The sequence below is a fragment of the Streptococcus sp. Marseille-Q7087 genome (genome assembly GCF_965111935.1).
Genome location: NZ_CBCOPJ010000001.1, coordinates 237,838 through 256,498 on the forward strand (window position 1 = coordinate 237,838; position 18,661 = coordinate 256,498).

Here is an 18,661-nt window from a genome sequence, read left to right on the forward strand (position 1 = left end):
AGTAAAGGAAAATATTTATGGAAAAAATTGTAGTTCGAGGTGGCGATAATCGCCTAGTCGGAAGTGTCACCATTGAGGGTGCGAAAAATGCAGTTTTGCCACTACTTGCGGCGACGATTTTAGCAAGCGAAGGAAAAACAGTTTTAAAAAATGTTCCTATCTTGTCAGATGTCTTTACCATGAACCAGGTAGTTCGTGGATTAAATGCGAAAGTTAATTTTGATCAAGATGCACACATTGTTGAAGTGGATGCAACAGATGATATCACAGAAGAAGCTCCTTATAAGTATGTCAGCAAGATGCGTGCGTCTATTGTAGTCTTGGGTCCAATCCTAGCTAGAGTTGGTCACGCTAAAGTTTCGATGCCAGGTGGATGTACGATTGGTAGTCGTCCTATTGACCTTCACCTTAAAGGTTTGGAAGCAATGGGAGCTAAGATCACCCAAACAGCTGGTTATATCGAAGCTAAGGCAGAACGCTTGCATGGAGCCCATATCTATATGGACTTTCCTAGTGTTGGGGCAACTCAAAACTTGATGATGGCTGCAACCCTTGCTGACGGGGTAACTGTTATTGAAAATGCTGCGCGTGAACCTGAGATTGTAGATTTAGCTATTCTTTTAAATAAAATGGGAGCTAAAGTAAAAGGCGCGGGAACAGAGAGCATTACAATTACAGGTGTTGAAAGTTTGCATGGTGCAACACATAATGTTGTTCAAGACCGCATCGAAGCAGGGACCTTCATGGTTGCTGCTGCAATGACGGGTGGAGATGTCCTGATTCAAGATGCTATCTGGGAACACAACCGTCCCTTGTTGGCGAAATTACAGGAAATGGGTGTTGAAGTCATCGACGAGGATGAAGGTATCCGCATCCGTTCTCAACGTGAGAAATTGAAAGCAGTTCATGTCAAGACCTTACCACATCCAGGATTTCCAACTGACATGCAGGCACAATTTACTGCTCTTATGACGGTCGCTCAAGGAGAATCAACTATGATTGAGACAGTCTTTGAGAATCGTTTCCAACATCTAGAGGAAATGCGTCGAATGGGCTTGCATTCGGAAATCATCCGTGACACAGCTCGTATCGTCGGAGGTCAACCTCTCCAAGGGGCAGAAGTGCTGTCTACGGACCTTCGTGCTAGTGCAGCCTTGATCTTAACAGGTCTTGTAGCCGAAGGTGAGACAGTTGTTGGGAAACTTGTCCATTTGGATAGAGGCTATTATCGTTTCCATGAAAAGTTAGCTCAGTTAGGAGCTAATATTGAACGGGTAAGTGTGGAAGCTGATGAAGATGAATAAAGAAGTATCTTATGTGCTACGTCGATTTCTATCGGTCATTATTGTTTTGCTTCTAGGGGTCTTGGCGCTTGGAATTGGCTTGATGATTGGCTACGGTATCTTAGGCAAAGGTCAGGACCCATGGGCAATTTTAGCACCAGAAAAGTGGCATGAGTTAATTGCGAAATTTACAGGGAAATAGGCTGGGGGACCAGCCTTTTTCTAAGAACAAAAACTAAGGAGAAAAGATGAATAAAAAAACAAGGCAGGCCCTAATTGGCCTCTTGCTCTTTTTGCTCTTGTCAGCAGGAAGCTACTATATTAAACAAATGCAGTTTTCCAACACTGCACCACAAACACAAGCAAAACAAAAATCACAGTCGTCTGATACTCCAAGTCAAGAACTGGCTGAAAGTGTACTGACCGATTCGGTCAAAAAACAAATAAAGGGGTCCCTTGAGTGGAATGGAGCCGGAGCCTTTGTAGTCAATGGAAACAAAACAAATCTAGATGCAAAAGTTTCAAGTAAACCCTATGCTGATAACAAGACAAAAACTGTGGGTGGGGAGACGGTTCCAACTGTGGCTAACGCCCTCATGTCAAAAGCTACAAGACAGTACAAAGATCGTGAAGAAACCGGGAATGGTTCGACTTCTTGGACCCCAGCAGGATGGCATCAGGTCAAAAACTTAAAAGGAACCTATAATCACGCTGTAGATAGAGGGCATTTATTAGGCTATGCCTTGATTGGTGGTTTAGATGGTTTTGACGCTTCTACTAGCAATCCAAAAAATATTGCTGTACAAACAGCCTGGGCCAACCAAGCACGAGCTGAAGATTCGACTGGACAAAACTACTATGAAAGTCTAGTACGAAAAGCTCTAGATAAGAATAAACGAGTGCGTTACCGTGTTACGCTATTGTATGCAACTGAAGATGATCTAGTACCATCTGCTTCTCAGATAGAAGCCAAATCTTCTGATGGTGAATTAGAGTTTAACGTTGTAATTCCAAATGTTCAAAAGGGGATTCAGTTAGACTACCGAACAGGGAAAGTAACTGTTATAAAGAACTAATAGGTGGTCGGTCCCTTATTGTTTCGGTAGGGGATTTACTATAGAAATCACAATTTAATGTGTAGAAGTTGAAAAATATGGTATAATAGTCACAATTATACTATTTAGGAGAAGGAAAATGGAAGACCCGAGCAGTCAGGATTTGTTACTGCAATTTGTATTATTAGTTGTTTTGACCTTTTTAAATGCTTTTTTCTCTGCTACAGAGATGGCTATGGTTTCTCTTAGTCGCTCACGTGTTGAACAAAAGGCTGAAGAGGGAGATAAACGCTATATCCGTTTGCTAAAGGTACTTGAAAACCCCAATCACTTTTTATCAACCATTCAAGTTGGTATTACGTTAATTACGATCTTATCAGGGGCTAGGTTAGCAGATTCTCTTGGCGAATTGATTGCCTCTTGGATGGGGAATAGCGAGACTGCGTATGCAGTAGCTTCTTTCTTATCACTTGCTTTTTTGACATATATTTCAATCGTTTTTGGCGAACTTTATCCTAAACGCATTGCTCTAAATCTTAAGGATGCCTTGGCAATCCGAACTGTACCATTTATTATTGCTATCGGTAAGATTGTGAGTCCCTTTGTTTGGTTGCTATCTGCATCAACTAATCTTTTGAGCCGTTTGACGCCGATGACATTTGACGATGCAGACGAAAAAATGACTCGTGATGAGATTGAGTACATGCTGACTAAAAGCGAAGAAACTTTGGATGCTGATGAAATCGAGATGTTGCAGGGGATTTTCTCACTAGATGAGCTTATGGCGCGTGAAGTCATGGTTCCTCGAACAGATGCTTTCATGGTAGATATCCAAGATGACACTCAGACCATTATCGAAAGTATCTTAAAACAAAACTTTTCTCGAATTCCTGTTTATGACGGCGATAAGGACAATGTCATTGGTTTGATTCATACAAAGAGTCTCCTTAAAGAAGCCTTTGTCAGTGGGTTCGATAATATCGTCTGGAAGCGAATCTTACAAGATCCACTCTTTGTGCCTGAAACTATTTTTGTGGATGATCTGTTAAAAGAATTGAGGAATTCACAAAGACAGATGGCTATTCTTCTCGATGAATACGGAGGAATGGCTGGTTTGGTAACACTTGAGGATCTCCTTGAAGAAATTGTTGGTGAGATTGATGATGAAACTGACCGTGCTGAAGTCTATGTTCATACTATCGGCGAGGACACTCATATTGTCCAAGGGACAATGAATTTGAACGATTTCAATGATTATTTTGATGTCGAGCTTGAAAGTGACAATGTAGATACCATTGCTGGTTATTATTTGACAGGTGTGGGAACTATTCCAACATCAGAAAAACTCAGTTATGAGTTAGATAGTGGCAACAAGCATATCACCTTGACAAATGACAAGGTAAAAAATGGTCGTGTCACCAAGCTTAAGGTTCAAATCCAAGAACTTGAATCAGAAGAAGAAACTGAATAAAACAAAAGCTTTATCAGAGAATACTGATAAAGCTTTTTAAGTGCAAAAAAGAAAAGACTCCGTTAGGAGTCTTCGTTTATATAGAGGCGGTAGACGGATTTGAACCGACGATCAAGCTTTTGCAGAGCCGTGCCTTACCACTTGGCTATACCGCCTTAACTTTTATTATTATACCTTGAAAATTGTTTCTCGTCAATAGTTTTCTTTTCTGAAAACATAAGATTCAAATGTGTAAAAAAACATGCGACAAAATATTCTGAAAATTCGTTTACTTTTTAAAAAAACTGTGGTATAATCTTCAATATCCACTATTTAAAACGAGGAGTTTAAAAAATGAAAAAAAGTCGGATTCTTGCGGTAGCGGGAGTATCCTTGCTTGCAGTCGGAGTACTTGCTGCATGTTCAAATTCAAATTCAAATGCAGGCTCAAGCAATACAAAATTAGCATCAGATTATAAATACGTTTATTCAGTTGATCCTGAAACATTGGATTATGTTGTTAACAACGTTGATTCTACTTCTTTTGTTACGACAAATGCGGTAGATGGTTTGCTTGCTAACGATAAATATGGCAACCTTGTACCATCAATTGCTGAATCATGGACAGTTTCACAAGACGGTTTGACTTACACTTATAAAATCCGTAAGGATGCTAAGTGGGTTACTGCTGAAGGAGAAGAATACGCTCCAGTTAAAGCCCAGGACTTTGTGACAGGGTTGAAGCATGCGGTAGAAGGAAAATCAAAAGGTTTGTCTGTTATCAGTTCTTCAATTAAAGGGCTCAGCGCGTACATTAACGGTGAAACAAACGACTTCTCAACTGTTGGTGTAAAAGCTGTTGACGATAACACTCTTGAATATACATTGAACCAGCCAGAAACTTTCTGGAATGACAAAACAACAAACGGCGTGATGATGCCAATCAACGAAGATTTCCTTAAATCAAAAGGGGAAGGCTTTGGTGCACCTACAGATCCATCTTCTATTTTGTACAATGGACCGTTTGTTTTGAAATCAATCACAGCTAAGTCTTCGATTGAAATGGCTAAGAACGATGCTTACTGGGATAAAGACGCTGTTAAAATTCAAAACATTAAATTTACATACTGGGATGGGAAAGACCAAGATGTCGTTGCTAAGGGATTCTCAGAAGGGCAATACAGCAAAGCTCGTATCTATCCTACTAGCTCAACATACGAAAAATATGCATCTGAGTTCAAAGATAACATCTACTTTAGCGAACCTGGATCAGCTATCGCTACTGTTAGTGTGAACTATGGTCGTTCAACATATAACCACACTTCAAAAACAACAGATAGCCAAAAAGAATCTACTAGAAAAGCTTTGCTAAATAAGGAATTCCGTCAAGCTCTTAACTTTGCGGTAGACCGTAATTCTTACTCAGCTCAGACAAATGGTACAGAGGGAGCTGCGGTTGGAATCCGTAACACTTTCACACCATATGATCTTCAAGTCGGGGACAAACAATTTGGTAAACTTGTAGAAGAAAGTCTTGCGAAGACAAACTCAAGCACATGGTCAAACGTATCGCTTGCTGATTCACAAAACGGTCTCTACAATGAAGAAAAAGCTAAGGCTGCCTTTGCAAAAGCAAAAGAAAGCTTGAAAGCAGAAGGGGTAGAATTCCCAATCCACTTGGATGCTCTAACAATCCAAGAATCTACAGCTGTTGTAAATCGTGTTCAATCGCTTAAACAGTCTATTGAAAATGTACTTGGTTCAGACAATGTTGTCATCGATCTTCAACAAATGACTCAAGCAGAAGCATTACCACTTTCATTCAGTGCTCCAACAGCCAAAGAACAAGACTGGGATATTCATACCTTGACTGGATGGAATCCAGATTATCAGGATCCATCAACATTCTTAGACCAGTTCACGATTAAAGGCGGAAACACTCGCTTGCTCATGGGTATTGATAAGGATACTGATGCATCAGTTATCCAAAAACTTGGTTTGTCTGACTATGAAAAATTACTTGACGATGCAAACAAAGAAAATCAAGATGTTCAAAAACGTTACGAAAAATATGCCCTTGCTCAAGCTTGGTTAACAGACAACGGTTTGACAATTCCTGTAATGGCAGGTCCAAAAGAAACCGCTGTGTCATTTGTATCTAAAGTTATTCCATTTACTTCTTCTTACTCAGCTGCGGGTCTTAAAGGAGAAACCTCAGGTTACTTGAAGTACACTGAGGTTGGTGAAAAACCTATTACAAAAGAAGAATACCAAAAAGCTCGTGAAAAATGGCTTAAAGAAAAAGCTGAATCAAACGAAAAAGCTCAAAAAGATTTAGCAAGTCACGTGAAATAAATAATGCTCATTAGAACTTTCTCTCCAAAAGGAGAAGGTTCTTTTGGGATTTTAAAGGAAATAATATGAAAAAATATGTTTTTATGCGTATCTTGCGGTCGTTAGTTTCTATCTTTTTAGTAACGACCTTGATTTACACAATCATCTATACGATGGTTCCACGGAAGTTGATCTTCAAACAAGATACTAACTACAATAAAATTGCAACCACAGCTGATAAACGCGATAATTATGAAAATACTGTTTATGAGCGTATGGGTTATATCGAGTATTACGATACGAAAGAGTTGCAGGAAAAAGCTAGTAGCATTGACCCTTCTGTAACCGTTGATGCAAACGATACAAATAAAGCTATCTACGAAAAATACATCCAACAAATTGGTAACGGTTGGACTTTGGGTGAGTTTACAGAGAGCGGTCAATTCTATGCTACTCGTGAAATCCCTATTTTTGAGCGTGTGTTCAAATTCTATGCAAACTTGCTTGATATTGACCATACAAACAAGATTCAAGACCCAGAAAATCCTAACTTAGAGCGTTATTTGCGTTTTGAAAACGATCCAGCTATTGGATGGTCTTTAGTAGGTTCAGGGACTAAACATAAATATCTTTTGTACTTCAACAGTCAGTTCCCATTTGTTCATCAAAATTTTGTGAACTTGAACCTAGGAGATTCTTACCCAACTTATGCGAATACTCCTGTACTTCAAGTTATCACACAAGGACAAGGACAAACGAAGACATCTGAAGTTCAATTCCCAACTGGTAAGAAAACTTCATCAGTCAATATCTACACAAGAACTTATAAATCACCAAGTCAGGCTGATGCACGTGAAGTAGCTAACTACGGTAAGGATGATCCATACACCGCTACTGAAAGTAATTATCAGTATCCATCAATGATTGCAAGTTCTGCCATCACTGGTTTGATTGGTCTTGCTATTTCATACGCGATTGCAGTTCCTCTTGGTTCGGCAATGGCTCGTTTCAAAAATACTTGGATTGATAGCCTCTCTACAGGTACTTTGACCTTCTTGATGGCCCTTCCAACGATTGCCCTTGTATATATCATTCGTTTGATTGGTTCTTCAATTGGTTTCCCAGATTCATTCCCTATCTTGGGTGCTGGAGACTGGCGTTCATATGTTTTACCTGCAGTTATTCTTGGTTTACTTGGAGCACCTGGTCTAGCTATCTGGATCCGTCGTTACATGATTGACTTGCAATCGCAAGACTTCGTTCGTTTTGCTCGAGCTAAAGGTCTTTCTGAAAAAGAAATTTCTAACAAACACATCTTTAAAAATGCTATGGTACCACTCGTTTCTGGTATTCCAGGCTCTATTATTGGTGTTATCGGTGGAGCGACTCTTACTGAGACAGTCTTCGCCTTTCCAGGTATGGGTAAAATGTTGATTGACTCTGTAAAAGCGTCAAATAACAACATGGTTGTTGGTCTGGTCTTCATCTTTACAAGTGTCTCAATTTTCTCTTACTTAATAGGAGATATTTGGATGACTATTATTGACCCTCGTATTAAGTTGACAGAGAAAGGAGGCAAATAATGTCTACAATTAGTAATGATAAATTTCAATTTGTAAAACGAGATGATTTTGCCTCTGAAGCAATTGACGCTCCTGCTTACTCATACTGGGGGTCTGTTTTTAGACAGTTCTTGAAGAAAAAATCAACAATCATCATGCTTGGTATTTTGATTTCCATCGTATTGATGAGTTTCATCTACCCAATGTTTTCTGATTTCGACTTCAACGATGTAAGTAAGGTAAATGATTTTAGTGCTCGTTACATTAAGCCAAATGGAGAACATTGGTTTGGTACAGATAGTAACGGTAAGTCTCTCTTTGACGGTGTCTGGTTTGGAGCTCGTAACTCTATCTTGATTTCTGTTATTGCAACCTTTATCAACGTTGTAATCGGTGTTATCGTCGGTGGTGTTTGGGGAATTTCAAAATCAGTTGACCGTATCATGATGGAAGTTTATAACGTTATCAATAATATTCCATCACTTTTGATCGTTATTGTTTTGACTTACTCTATTGGTGCAGGTTTTTGGAATTTGATTTTTGCCATGAGTGTAACCACTTGGATTGGTATTGCTTATATGATTCGTATCCAAATTATGCGTTACCGCGATTTGGAGTACAACCTTGCTTCACGTACACTTGGAACACCAACCTATAAGATTGTCATTAAAAATATCATGCCACAATTGGTATCTGTGATTGTTACTACTATGTCACAAATGCTTCCTGCATTTATCTCATATGAAGCCTTCCTATCATTCTTTGGACTTGGCTTGCCAATCACAGTACCAAGTTTGGGACGTTTGATTTCAGACTATTCTCAGAACGTGACAACAAATGCTTACCTCTTCTGGATTCCATTGACAACTTTAGTTTTGGTATCCTTGTCACTTTTCGTAGTTGGTCAAAATCTAGCGGATGCTAGTGATCCACGTACACATAGATAGGAGTAGACATGACAAAAGAAAATAATGTAATTTTGACTGCTCAAGATATTGTCGTGGAATTTGACGTTCGTGACAAGATTTTGACAGCTATTCGAGGTGTCTCCATCGATTTGATTGAGGGAGAGGTTCTCGCTTTGGTTGGGGAATCAGGTTCAGGTAAATCAGTTTTAACAAAAACCTTCACAGGAATGTTAGAAGGAAATGGTCGTATTGCACGAGGTAGTATTCAATACCGTGGACAGGACTTGACCAGCCTTACATCTAATAAAGATTGGGAACAAATCCGTGGTGCCAAGATTGCAACCATCTTCCAAGATCCGATGACCAGTCTTGACCCAATTAAGACAATCGGAAGTCAAATCACTGAAGTGATTGTTAAACACCAAGGGAAAACAGCTCAAGAAGCAAAAGACTTGGCTATTGACTATATGAATAAGGTTGGTATCCCTGACGCTGAGAGACGTTTTAATGAATATCCATTCCAGTATTCTGGTGGGATGCGTCAACGTATCGTTATCGCAATTGCTCTTGCCTGTCGTCCAGATGTTCTTATCTGTGATGAACCAACAACAGCCCTTGATGTGACTATTCAAGCTCAAATTATTGACTTGTTGAAGTCGCTTCAAAATGAATATCACTTTACAACAATTTTCATCACACACGACTTAGGTGTCGTAGCAAGTATTGCTGATAAAGTTGCAGTTATGTATGCTGGTGAAATCGTCGAGTATGGTACAGTTGAAGAGATTTTCTACGATCCACGTCACCCATATACTTGGAGCCTCTTGTCAAGCTTGCCACAGTTGGCTGATGATAAAGGAGAATTGTATTCAATTCCGGGAACACCTCCATCACTTTATACTGAATTGAAGGGAGATGCTTTTGCTCTTCGTTCAGACTATGCGATGAAGATTGATTTCGAAGAAAAAGCTCCACAGTTTGCAGTATCAGATACTCATTGGGCGAAAACATGGTTGCTTCATGAACAGGCTCCAAAAGTTTCAAAACCAGCAGTGATTGAAGACTTACACGATAAAATTCGTGAAAAGATGGGCTTTGCTCATCTTGAGGACTAGGAGGAAGGAAATGTCTGAAAAATTAGTAGAAATTAAAGACTTAGAAATTTCCTTCGGTGAAGGAAGCAAAAAGTTTGTAGCTGTTAAGAATGCAAACTTCTTTATCAACAAAGGAGAAACTTTCTCACTCGTTGGAGAATCTGGTAGTGGTAAGACAACAATTGGTCGTGCTATTATCGGTCTTAACGATACCAGCAAGGGAGATATCATCTTTGATGGTAAAAAAATTAATGGTAAAAAATCACGTGAACAAGCAGAGGAATTAATCCGTCGCATCCAAATGATTTTCCAAGACCCAGCCGCAAGTTTGAACGAACGTGCGACAGTAGACTATATCATTTCTGAAGGTCTTTACAACCACCATTTATTTAAAGATGAAGAAGAAAGAAAAGAAAAAGTTCAAAATATCATTCGTGAAGTAGGGCTTTTGGCTGAACACTTGACTCGTTATCCTCATGAGTTCTCAGGTGGACAACGTCAACGTATCGGGATTGCACGTGCTTTGGTAATGCAACCTGACTTCGTTATCGCGGATGAGCCAATTTCAGCCTTGGACGTTTCTGTACGTGCCCAGGTTTTGAATTTGCTCAAGAAATTCCAAAAAGAATTAGGCTTAACTTATCTCTTTATCGCCCACGATTTGTCTGTAGTTCGATTCATCTCTGACCGTATCGCGGTAATTTATAAAGGTGTCATTGTTGAAGTTGCTGAGACTGAGGAATTGTTTAACAATCCAATCCATCCATACACGCAAGCACTTTTATCAGCTGTTCCTATTCCAGATCCAATCCTGGAACGTAAAAAAGTTTTGAAAGTCTATGATCCAGATCAACATGACTATGAAACTGACAAACCTTCTATGGTAGAAATTCGTCCAGGTCATTATGTTTGGGCTAATCAGGCAGAATTAGAACGCTATAAAAAAGAAATGAAATAATCAATAAAGTTTTATAATCTAGCTAGAAGGCTTCTAGAAAGATTATGAAACTTTTTTTCAGACAAAAGCTTGATTATCTACAAAAAATTGATATACTGAATACAATAAAAACAGACCTATATTAGCTAGAGTAACCAAGGGAGAGTCGCATGGATCAACAACCAAATTTTTTTACCAACATGGCAAGAGCAATTGGAACATGTCTTTGGGTAAAAGGGATGGAAGTATTGACTGAAAAGAAGGAGTCCGAGCCAAAAGTCTTAGAATTTAGTCGATTTCTTTTGGCGTTAAAACTAGAATCTTCCTTACCTTGGATTCTGGGACTTACTAAGAAAGAAGACAGAAAATGAAATTTATTTTGGATATTTTATTTTATATCTTAGTGAAGCCACTGATTGCAATTGTAGAATTCATTTGGTATCTCATTTGCTTATTTTTTTATGATTTCCTTATGAATGTATTGTATTCGATTTTTAATTGGTTTTTTAGTTTGTTTTAGAAACTAAAAATTGGGAGTAGTTACTTATAGATACTCCTATATAATTTTATTATCATAAAAAAGGATGGGAAATATTCCCTCCTTTTTTGTTTATATCAATAAGATTAAGGCGAAGTTTTAAAAAGTTGATGCAATTGACAGATTTGTAGAGAGTCTAGGATATAGATTAGATTTAGTTTAATCCATTTATGACGGTATAGGTAACTTTTCAAAGGTGATCACATCACCCTTTTGAGTTGCAAGTTGGATGCGGTTGTCTTTGATGCGGGTAGCTTGTACTTCCTTGCCGTTTACCTTGACAATGCTAGCTTCAATATTTGGGTAGTCTACGACTAAGTTTCCACCCACATTAGAAAGGAAAGATAGCGTTTCGAGATTTTTTTCTTTCCATTGCATGCTGACTTCAAAGTTACCACGAGCGACTAAGCCTGAAACTTGACCGTCTTTCCAAGCATCTGGAAGGGCTGGTAATGGGGCAATGTAGCCTGTATGAGACTGAAGGAGCATTTCTGCCATACCGCTGGTTGCACCGAAGTTCCCATCAATTTGGAAAGGCGCGTGCGTATCCCAGAGGTTTTCTAGAGTCGAGGATCTGAGCTGTTCTGCTAACAAACGGTGGGCACGATTTCCATCTAAGAGACGAGCCCAGAGGTTGATTTTATTGGCCTTAGACCAACCAGTTCCACCATCTCCTCGGTGGTTTAGGGTTGCGCGTGCTGCCTCTAGGTATTCGGGTTGATCCTTGCCAAATAAGGTTCCTGGGAAGAGTCCAACCAGATGGGAAACGTGACGGTGATGATTTTCAATGCCTTCGTTGGTGAATTGAGGACTGTCTTCCTCGTACCATTCCTTGATACGTCCCTCTTGGTTGATATGAAGTGGTTTGAGCTTGTCAAATTTAGCCTTGACCTCTGTGACTAAGTCTTGGTCGACATTCAGATGGTTGGCGATTTCCATGTAATCGTGGAATAACTGCCAGACTAGCGATTGGTCAAAGGTATTTCCGATGGTAATGGTCCCGTGTTCAGGTGAGTAGGATGGAGAAGATACCCAACGGTCACTGGCCTTGTCATAGTGCAAGAAGGAGTTCCAGAACTTAGCTGTTTCCTTGAGCATTGGGTAAATCTTTTCTTTGAGATAGGTTTCATCCTTGGTGAATTTATAATAGTCATAGACGTTCTGCATCATCCAAGCATTGGCAGCTGGAGACCAACCCCAATAGTAGTTCCAACCAGGAGTAGTCCAGCCAAATGGTGTCGCCTGAGTATGAACCAACCAACCGTTTTCTTGACCTTCTTTTGACTCGATACCTGCATATTCTTTAGCAGCGATACGACCATAGTAGCGCATGTCATCGATATAATTGATCATTGGCTTAGCCGTTTCTGCAAGATTGTTCATGTAGGCAGGCCAGTAGTTCATCTGTAGGTTGACATTGAGGTGGTAGTCAGAATTCCAAGGTGGATTATCTACTGCATTCCAGACTCCTTGCAAGTTGGCAGGAAGGGCATCTGTCCGGTCACGAGACGAACTGATGAGGAGGTAACGGCCGTATTGGAAGAAGAGTTCTTCTAGTTTTTGTCCTTTTGTTGGATTATAGGTTTGGAGAGCTTCTTTTGTAGTTTGATTAGACTTGCTACCGCCAAGATTTAGTTGAACACGATTGAAGAGACTTTGATAGTCCTCGATGTGGTCATGTTTCAGAGTTTCATAGTCTTTGGCCTTGGCAGCTTCTACGATATACTTAACCGTTTTTTCTAAGTCAATATCTTTGCTATAATTGGTTTTTGGATTTTGAGCAAAGTTGGTCTTGGCACTGAGTAAAAGGGTCGCATAGCTGGCTCCTGTGACAGTCAAATAGCCATCTTGTGCAGTGACTTGTCCATCTGTCTTGATACCAAGATAAGAAGCAAATTTAAGACCATTGTCTTTGACAGTTCCTTTGAGTAAAATACCATTGGAATCAACGCTAACAGTCCCTTGTTTGTATTTAGAATTCTCCCAAGAATAATCTCCATTAGCAATCAAATCTTCTGTCAAGCTATTCCAAAGAGTAAAATCAAGAGTCTTATCTCCCTTTTTAGTCAAGTGGGTGACAGTAACATCATCCGGATAGCTAGAGAAAGTTTCGTGCTTAAAGTTTGTACCGTCTTGGGTATATGAAGTGGTCGAGATGGCTTCAGAAATATCTAAGCCACGATGATAGTCAGTAACATTTTCCAAGCCCTTCTTCTGGTTATTAAAGACCATGAAGATATCACCGAAGGCTAGGTAGCGACCGTATTGGGCATTGTTTGGCCCAACCAAATTTCTCTCTGCTAGTTGTTTGGCTTTTTGACGGTCACCGTCTTCTAAGGACTTACGGATTTCGGCTAAGACTTTGTAGCGGTCCTTGTAGTTTCCTCCGTTGTAGTCTTGACTATCTGGCTGTGGGCCTCCAGACCAAAGTGTTTTTTCGTTGTACTGGATTCTTTCCTCACCGACGAGTCCGAAAACCTTGGCACCCATTTCTCCATTTCCGACTGGGAGGGCTTGTTTTTCCCATCCATCATAGGATTGAGCAGCTGGTTGGTCGTATATTAGTTGATAGTTATATTTATTTTCCATAGATTTTTTTAATATTGAAGTAGGTAGTATAGTTGAGATTTATGATTTTACTATAGCAGACACATTAACTTATTGCAAGGCTTTAAAGACCTCATTTGTTTATTTTAAGGACAGTGTGTATTTTAGATTTTATAATGGATGATAAGCAAGTTTTTTTATAGGTAAGGTGAATTAAAATGTTGGTCAGTTGCTTTCTGAAAGCGTAACTCAAACTAGTCAGGCGTAGGACTTTATGGTATAATATAGAAGATTCAAAAAGAAACAGGAGAAATGTTATGAACCTTATTTTAGCAATTGTATTGATTCTTTTGGCTTTTCTAGGAGGAGCTCTTGGAGGTATGTACTTGGTGCGCAAGCAAATCGAAAAAGAATTTGCGGATAACCCACGTTTGAACGCAGAAGCAGTTCGTACTCTGTTGAGTGCAAACGGTCAAAAGCCAAGTGAAGCCAAAGTACAACAAGTTTACCACCAAATCATTCGCCAACAAAAAGCAGCCCTTGCTAACAATAAAAAGAAATAAATAGGAAAAGTCTGGGATGAAAGTTCCAGACTTCTCACTATGTTTGACTGATATTTAGAGACAAGACTTTTTCCTTGCATTCTATTGATATTTGATTATGATTAAGAAGGAGACAACTGATGATGAATCAGTCGGTCGGAAATTTCAGTAAGAAATGTAATGATAATGAACTATCAATCAGAATAATTAGACTAGAAAGAAGACTATATGGATAATCGACCAATCGGTTTTTTGGACTCTGGTGTTGGAGGCTTAACTGTTGTGCGTGAGCTCATGCGTCAGCTTCCTCATGAAGAAATCGTCTATATTGGAGATTCGGCACGGGCGCCATATGGCCCTCGTCCTGCTGAGCAAATTCGTGAATATACTTGGCAGTTGGTCAACTTTCTTTTGACCAAGGATGTCAAGATGATTGTCATTGCTTGTAATACAGCAACAGCAGTCGTCTGGGAAGAAATTAAAGCCCAGTTAGATATTCCTGTTCTTGGAGTGATTTTACCCGGTGCTTCAGCAGCTATCAAAGCAAGTCAGGGTGGGAAAATCGGAGTGATTGGAACACCGATGACCGTACAATCAGATATCTATCGACAAAAGATCCATGATTTAGATCCAGATTTACAGGTTGAGAGTTTGGCTTGCCCCAAATTTGCTCCTTTGGTCGAGTCAGGTGCTCTATCGACCAGTGTGACCAAGAAAGTAGTTTATGAAACCTTGCGTCCATTAGTGGGCAAGGTAGACAGCTTGATTTTGGGATGTACCCACTACCCACTCCTCAGACCTATCATCCAAAATGTCATGGGACCTAAGGTACAACTAATCGATAGTGGAGCGGAGTGTGTTCGCGATATCTCGGTCCTACTCAATTATTTTGAGATTAATCGTAGTCGAGATGCGGTACCACTTCAACACCGTTTTTACACAACTGCAAATAGCCAAAGTTTTGCTCAAATCGGAGCAGAATGGCTGGAAAAAGATATTCATGTGGAGCATGTAACATTATGACAAACAATATTTATGAATACAAGGATGACCAGGACTGGTATGTTGGTTCCTACAGTGTTTTTGGTGGTATCCGTACTTTGACAGATGATGAGTTAGATTTTCCTTTGTTTGATTTAGCCAAAATCTTTCGGGATGAGGAACGAGGATTTCCGCTTTCAGTCACTGTTTTACGATATGGTTCAGCCTATCGCCTGCTTTCTTTTGTAGTAGATATCCTCAATCAAGAAGCAAATCGAAACTTGGAAGTCATTCAACGTCAAGGAGCTTTACTCTTAGTGGAAAACGGAAAGCTTTTGCATGTAGAATTGCCAAAAGAAGGAGTAAATGTTCAAGACTTTTTCGAGACAAATAAAGTCAGAGAAACCTTGTTGATTGCAACTCGTAACGAAGGGAAGACCAAGGAATTTCGAGCAATCTTTGACAAACTAGGTTATGACGTAGAAAATCTCAATGATTATCCAGACCTACCTGAAGTAGCTGAAACAGGAATGACCTTTGAAGAGAACGCCCGCCTCAAGGCAGAAACCATTTCTCAGTTAACAGGTAAGATGGTTTTAGCTGATGACTCTGGGCTCAAAGTTGATGTGCTTGGTGGTCTACCAGGCGTTTGGTCGGCTCGCTTCGCAGGAGTAGGGGCCACTGACCAGGAAAACAATGCGAAACTCTTACACGAATTAGCCATGGTCTTTGATCTCAAGGACCGCTCAGCGCAATTTCACACAACCTTGGTCGTTGCTAGCCCAGGTAAGGAAAGCTTGGTTGTTGAAGCCGATTGGCCAGGTTACATTAACTTTGAACCTAAGGGTGAAAATGGTTTTGGCTATGATCCTCTTTTCCTAGTAGGAGAAACAGGCAAGTCATCAGCTGAATTAACCCTTGAAGAAAAAAATAGTCAATCTCACCGTGCCTTAGCCGTTAAGAAACTTTTGGAGGTATTTCCATCATGGCAAAGCAAACCATCATTGTAATGAGTGACTCCCATGGAGATAGCTTGATTGTAGAAGAAATACGTGATCGCTATCTTGGGAAAGTTGATGCCATTTTTCACGATGGTGACTCGGAACTTCGCCCAGATTCACCACTCTGGGAAGGAATCCAGGTAGTCAGAGGAAACATGGATTTTTATTCAGACTATCCAGAACGCTTAGTGACTCAGCTGGGTCCTACCAAGATTATCCAGACTCATGGACACTTATTTGATATTAACTTCAACTTCCAAAAGCTTGATCTCTGGGCTCAAGAGGAAGATGCAGATATCTGTCTTTATGGGCACTTGCATGTTCCAAGTGCTTGGATGGAAGGGAAGACTCTCTTTCTAAATCCTGGTTCTATCAGTCAACCACGTGGAACTATCAGAGAATGTCTCTACGCTCGTGTGGAAATTGATGATAAGAGTTTTAAAGTGGACTTTTTGACACGTGACCATGAGGTTTATCCAGGCTTGTCCAAGGAGTTTGCTCGATGATTGCCAAAGAATTTGAACAGTTTTTACTGGAGCAAGAGGAAACCTTTTTAACTCCTGCTGAAAATTTGGCTGCGCTCATTGATACTCACAATGCAGATCATGCAATTCTCCTCCTTAGCCAGATGACCTATACCAGAGTACCAGTCGTGACTGATGAGAAAAAATTCGTCGGAACTATTGGTCTTAGAGATATCCTTGCCTACCAGATGGAGCAGGGATTGAGTCAGGAAGCTATGGCAGATACGGATATCGTACACATGACCAAGAAGGATGTTGCAGTGGTAGCTCCAGATTATACATTGACAGATGTTTTACATAAGTTAGTGGATGAATCTTTCCTACCAGTTGTTGATAAGGATGGAATTTTCCAAGGGATTATTACACGGAAATCAATCCTTAAGGCTGTCAATGCCCTTCTGCATGATTTTAGTAAGGAATATGAGATTCGAAGCAAATGAGAGAATGGATTTTAACATTTTTAGAAGAAAAGCAAAATCTATCTAGTAATTCTAAACAGTCTTATAAGTATGATTTGGAGCAGTTTTTGGATTTTGTTGGAAAACAAATCTCAGAGACAAGTTTAAAAATCTACCAAGCTCAATTATCAAATTTTAAAATGAGTGCCCAAAAGCGGAAGGTTTCTGCTTGCAATCAATTTCTTTACTTTTTATATCAGAAAGGAATGATTGGCACCTTTTACCGTTTGGAATTACCCAAACAGGCTGAGAAAAAACAAGGGAAGTCGGAACTTTTAGACCTCAGTTCTTTCTGGCAAGAAAGTGCTTATCCAGAAGGACGCCTACTAGCCTTGTTAATAGTAGAGTTGGGCCTCTTGCCGAGTGAAATTCTAGCCTTAAAAACAGGTGATGTGAACCTGGATTTTCAAGTTTTGAGAGTCAATAAAGCTTCTCAACAAAGAATCTTGAGCCTTCCCACAAATTTGCTTGCGGAGTTAGAGCCCTTGATGAAGCAGACCTATCTCTTTGAAAAAGCTGGGAAACCGTATTCCCGTCAATGGGCCTTTCGTCAGTTGGAAGCTTTTTTAAAGGAAAAAGGATTTTCAGATTTATCTGCCCAAGGATTGAGAGAACAGTTTATATTAAGACAAATCGAAGAAAAGGTTGACTTGTACGAAATCGCTAAAAAATTAGGATTAAAGACAGTCATGACCTTAGAAAAATATAGATAATGGATATTAAATTAAAAGATTTTGAAGGGCCTTTGGACTTGCTCCTACACTTAGTTTCAAAGTATCAGATGGATATCTATGATGTGCCGATCACAGAGGTTATCGAGCAATATCTAGCCTATATCTCGACATTACAAGCTATGCGTTTAGAAGTTGCAGGAGAGTATATGGTGATGGCTAGCCAACTGATGCTGATTAAGAGTCGCAAGCTCTTGCCAAAGGTTGCAGAAGTGACGGATTTAGAGGATGACCTAGAGCAGGATCTCCTTTCTCAGATTGAGGAATACCGTAAATTTAAACTTTTGGGAGAGCAGTTGGAAGTGAAACACCAGGAACGAGCCCAATATTACTCAAAAGCACCTACAGAGTTGATCTATGAGGATGCAGAACTTGTGCATGATAAAACGACGATTGATCTTTTCTTAGCCTTTTCAACCTTACTGACCAAGAAAAAGGAAGAATTCTCGAAAAGTCATACAACTATTTTACGAGATGAGTATAAGATTGAGGATATGATGGTTATCGTCCGAGAAGCCTTGATTGAAGGTCAGCAATTATGCTTGCAGGATTTGTTTAAAGAAACAAAGGATTTACAAGAGGTCATTACACTCTTTTTAGCAACTTTGGAGTTGATTAAAACTCAAGAAATTCTCTTGATTCAAAAAGAGAGTTTTGGAGATATTTATCTCATGAAAAAGAATGAAGAAAATCAAGTAGAGCAGAGTCAAGCTTGA

Annotated in this window: 17 protein-coding genes, 1 tRNA gene and 1 pseudogene; 17 read left to right on the top strand and 2 right to left on the bottom strand. The window is 39.7% G+C overall.

What is annotated here, in order from left to right; translation table 11 throughout:
• The first annotated feature begins 17 nt into the window (after positions 1-17).
• The 4 genes from murA to ACWPVF_RS01315 all read left to right on the top strand — a co-directional run bounded on the left by murA (position 18) and on the right by ACWPVF_RS01315 (position 3,809).
• On the top strand, positions 18-1,304 hold the full coding sequence (murA, locus tag ACWPVF_RS01300) for a UDP-N-acetylglucosamine 1-carboxyvinyltransferase (RefSeq protein WP_045614671.1): 1,287 nt from the start codon (positions 18-20) through the stop codon (positions 1,302-1,304).
• Positions 1,291-1,485, top strand: a complete 195-nt coding sequence (locus ACWPVF_RS01305) for a DNA-directed RNA polymerase subunit beta (protein WP_454384214.1) — start codon at positions 1,291-1,293, stop codon at positions 1,483-1,485. Before murA ends, ACWPVF_RS01305 begins: the two co-directional genes overlap by 14 nt.
• Positions 1,486-1,531: 46 nt before the next feature.
• Positions 1,532-2,359 carry a DNA/RNA non-specific endonuclease gene (locus ACWPVF_RS01310; protein ID WP_454384216.1) on the top strand — a complete coding sequence of 276 codons (828 nt, stop codon included), beginning with the start codon at positions 1,532-1,534 and terminating at the stop codon, positions 2,357-2,359.
• Positions 2,360-2,477: 118 nt separating this feature from the next.
• Complete coding sequence (locus ACWPVF_RS01315; RefSeq protein WP_414311913.1) at positions 2,478-3,809, top strand: hemolysin family protein; 1,332 nt, start codon at positions 2,478-2,480, stop codon at positions 3,807-3,809.
• 84 nt (positions 3,810-3,893) lie between these two features.
• Here the strand turns inward: ACWPVF_RS01315 and ACWPVF_RS01320 are convergent.
• A tRNA-Cys gene (locus ACWPVF_RS01320) sits at positions 3,894-3,964 on the bottom strand.
• Between the two features lie 178 nt (positions 3,965-4,142).
• Between ACWPVF_RS01320 and ACWPVF_RS01325 the strand changes: the two genes are divergently transcribed.
• The 6 genes from ACWPVF_RS01325 (at position 4,143) to ACWPVF_RS01350 (ending at position 10,994) form a co-directional block, all read left to right on the top strand.
• The gene (locus ACWPVF_RS01325; protein ID WP_454384219.1) at positions 4,143-6,143 is read left to right on the top strand and encodes a peptide ABC transporter substrate-binding protein; all 2,001 of its coding nucleotides are present in this window, start codon (positions 4,143-4,145) and stop codon (positions 6,141-6,143) included.
• Between the two features lie 65 nt (positions 6,144-6,208).
• On the top strand, positions 6,209-7,705 hold the full coding sequence (locus ACWPVF_RS01330) for an ABC transporter permease (RefSeq protein ID WP_045614660.1): 1,497 nt from the start codon (positions 6,209-6,211) through the stop codon (positions 7,703-7,705).
• Positions 7,705-8,631, top strand: coding sequence for an oligopeptide ABC transporter permease OppC (oppC, locus tag ACWPVF_RS01335; protein WP_045614656.1), 927 nt, complete (start codon positions 7,705-7,707; stop codon positions 8,629-8,631). Before ACWPVF_RS01330 ends, oppC begins: the two co-directional genes overlap by 1 nt.
• 8 nt (positions 8,632-8,639) lie before the next feature.
• Positions 8,640-9,707: an ABC transporter ATP-binding protein gene (locus ACWPVF_RS01340; protein ID WP_454384221.1), complete on the top strand. Its 1,068-nt coding sequence runs from the start codon at positions 8,640-8,642 to the stop codon at positions 9,705-9,707.
• A 10-nt stretch (positions 9,708-9,717) separates the two neighbouring features.
• The gene (locus ACWPVF_RS01345; RefSeq protein ID WP_045614652.1) at positions 9,718-10,644 is read left to right on the top strand and encodes an ATP-binding cassette domain-containing protein; all 927 of its coding nucleotides are present in this window, start codon (positions 9,718-9,720) and stop codon (positions 10,642-10,644) included.
• Positions 10,645-10,793: 149 nt separating this feature from the next.
• Positions 10,794-10,994: a hypothetical protein gene (locus ACWPVF_RS01350; RefSeq protein ID WP_045614650.1), complete on the top strand. Its 201-nt coding sequence runs from the start codon at positions 10,794-10,796 to the stop codon at positions 10,992-10,994.
• A gap of 347 nt (positions 10,995-11,341) precedes the next feature.
• Here the strand turns inward: ACWPVF_RS01350 and ACWPVF_RS01355 are convergent.
• Positions 11,342-13,741, bottom strand: a pseudogene (locus ACWPVF_RS01355) (glycosyl hydrolase family 95 catalytic domain-containing protein); the annotation flags it as partial.
• 284 nt (positions 13,742-14,025) lie between these two features.
• On the opposite strand from ACWPVF_RS01355, the gene ACWPVF_RS01360 reads away from it, so the two are divergent.
• The 7 genes from ACWPVF_RS01360 to ACWPVF_RS01390 all read left to right on the top strand — a co-directional run bounded on the left by ACWPVF_RS01360 (position 14,026) and on the right by ACWPVF_RS01390 (position 18,661).
• Positions 14,026-14,271, top strand: coding sequence for a YneF family protein (locus ACWPVF_RS01360; RefSeq protein WP_001048970.1), 246 nt, complete (start codon positions 14,026-14,028; stop codon positions 14,269-14,271).
• A 207-nt stretch (positions 14,272-14,478) separates the two neighbouring features.
• Positions 14,479-15,273, top strand: a complete 795-nt coding sequence (gene racE / locus ACWPVF_RS01365) for a glutamate racemase (protein WP_454384224.1) — start codon at positions 14,479-14,481, stop codon at positions 15,271-15,273.
• A complete protein-coding gene (locus tag ACWPVF_RS01370) occupies positions 15,270-16,241 on the top strand; it encodes a nucleoside-triphosphate diphosphatase (RefSeq protein WP_454384226.1) in 972 nt (323 codons plus the stop codon). Before racE ends, ACWPVF_RS01370 begins: the two co-directional genes overlap by 4 nt.
• A complete protein-coding gene (locus ACWPVF_RS01375; RefSeq protein WP_454384228.1) occupies positions 16,217-16,738 on the top strand; it encodes a metallophosphoesterase in 522 nt (173 codons plus the stop codon). Before ACWPVF_RS01370 ends, ACWPVF_RS01375 begins: the two co-directional genes overlap by 25 nt.
• Entirely contained in the window at positions 16,735-17,196 is a 462-nt protein-coding gene (gene cbpB / locus ACWPVF_RS01380; RefSeq protein ID WP_454384230.1) for a cyclic-di-AMP-binding protein CbpB, read from the top strand. Before ACWPVF_RS01375 ends, cbpB begins: the two co-directional genes overlap by 4 nt.
• Positions 17,193-17,927, top strand: a complete 735-nt coding sequence (gene xerD, locus ACWPVF_RS01385) for a site-specific tyrosine recombinase XerD (protein WP_454384232.1) — start codon at positions 17,193-17,195, stop codon at positions 17,925-17,927. Before cbpB ends, xerD begins: the two co-directional genes overlap by 4 nt.
• Positions 17,927-18,661: a segregation/condensation protein A gene (locus ACWPVF_RS01390; RefSeq protein WP_454384234.1), complete on the top strand. Its 735-nt coding sequence runs from the start codon at positions 17,927-17,929 to the stop codon at positions 18,659-18,661. Before xerD ends, ACWPVF_RS01390 begins: the two co-directional genes overlap by 1 nt.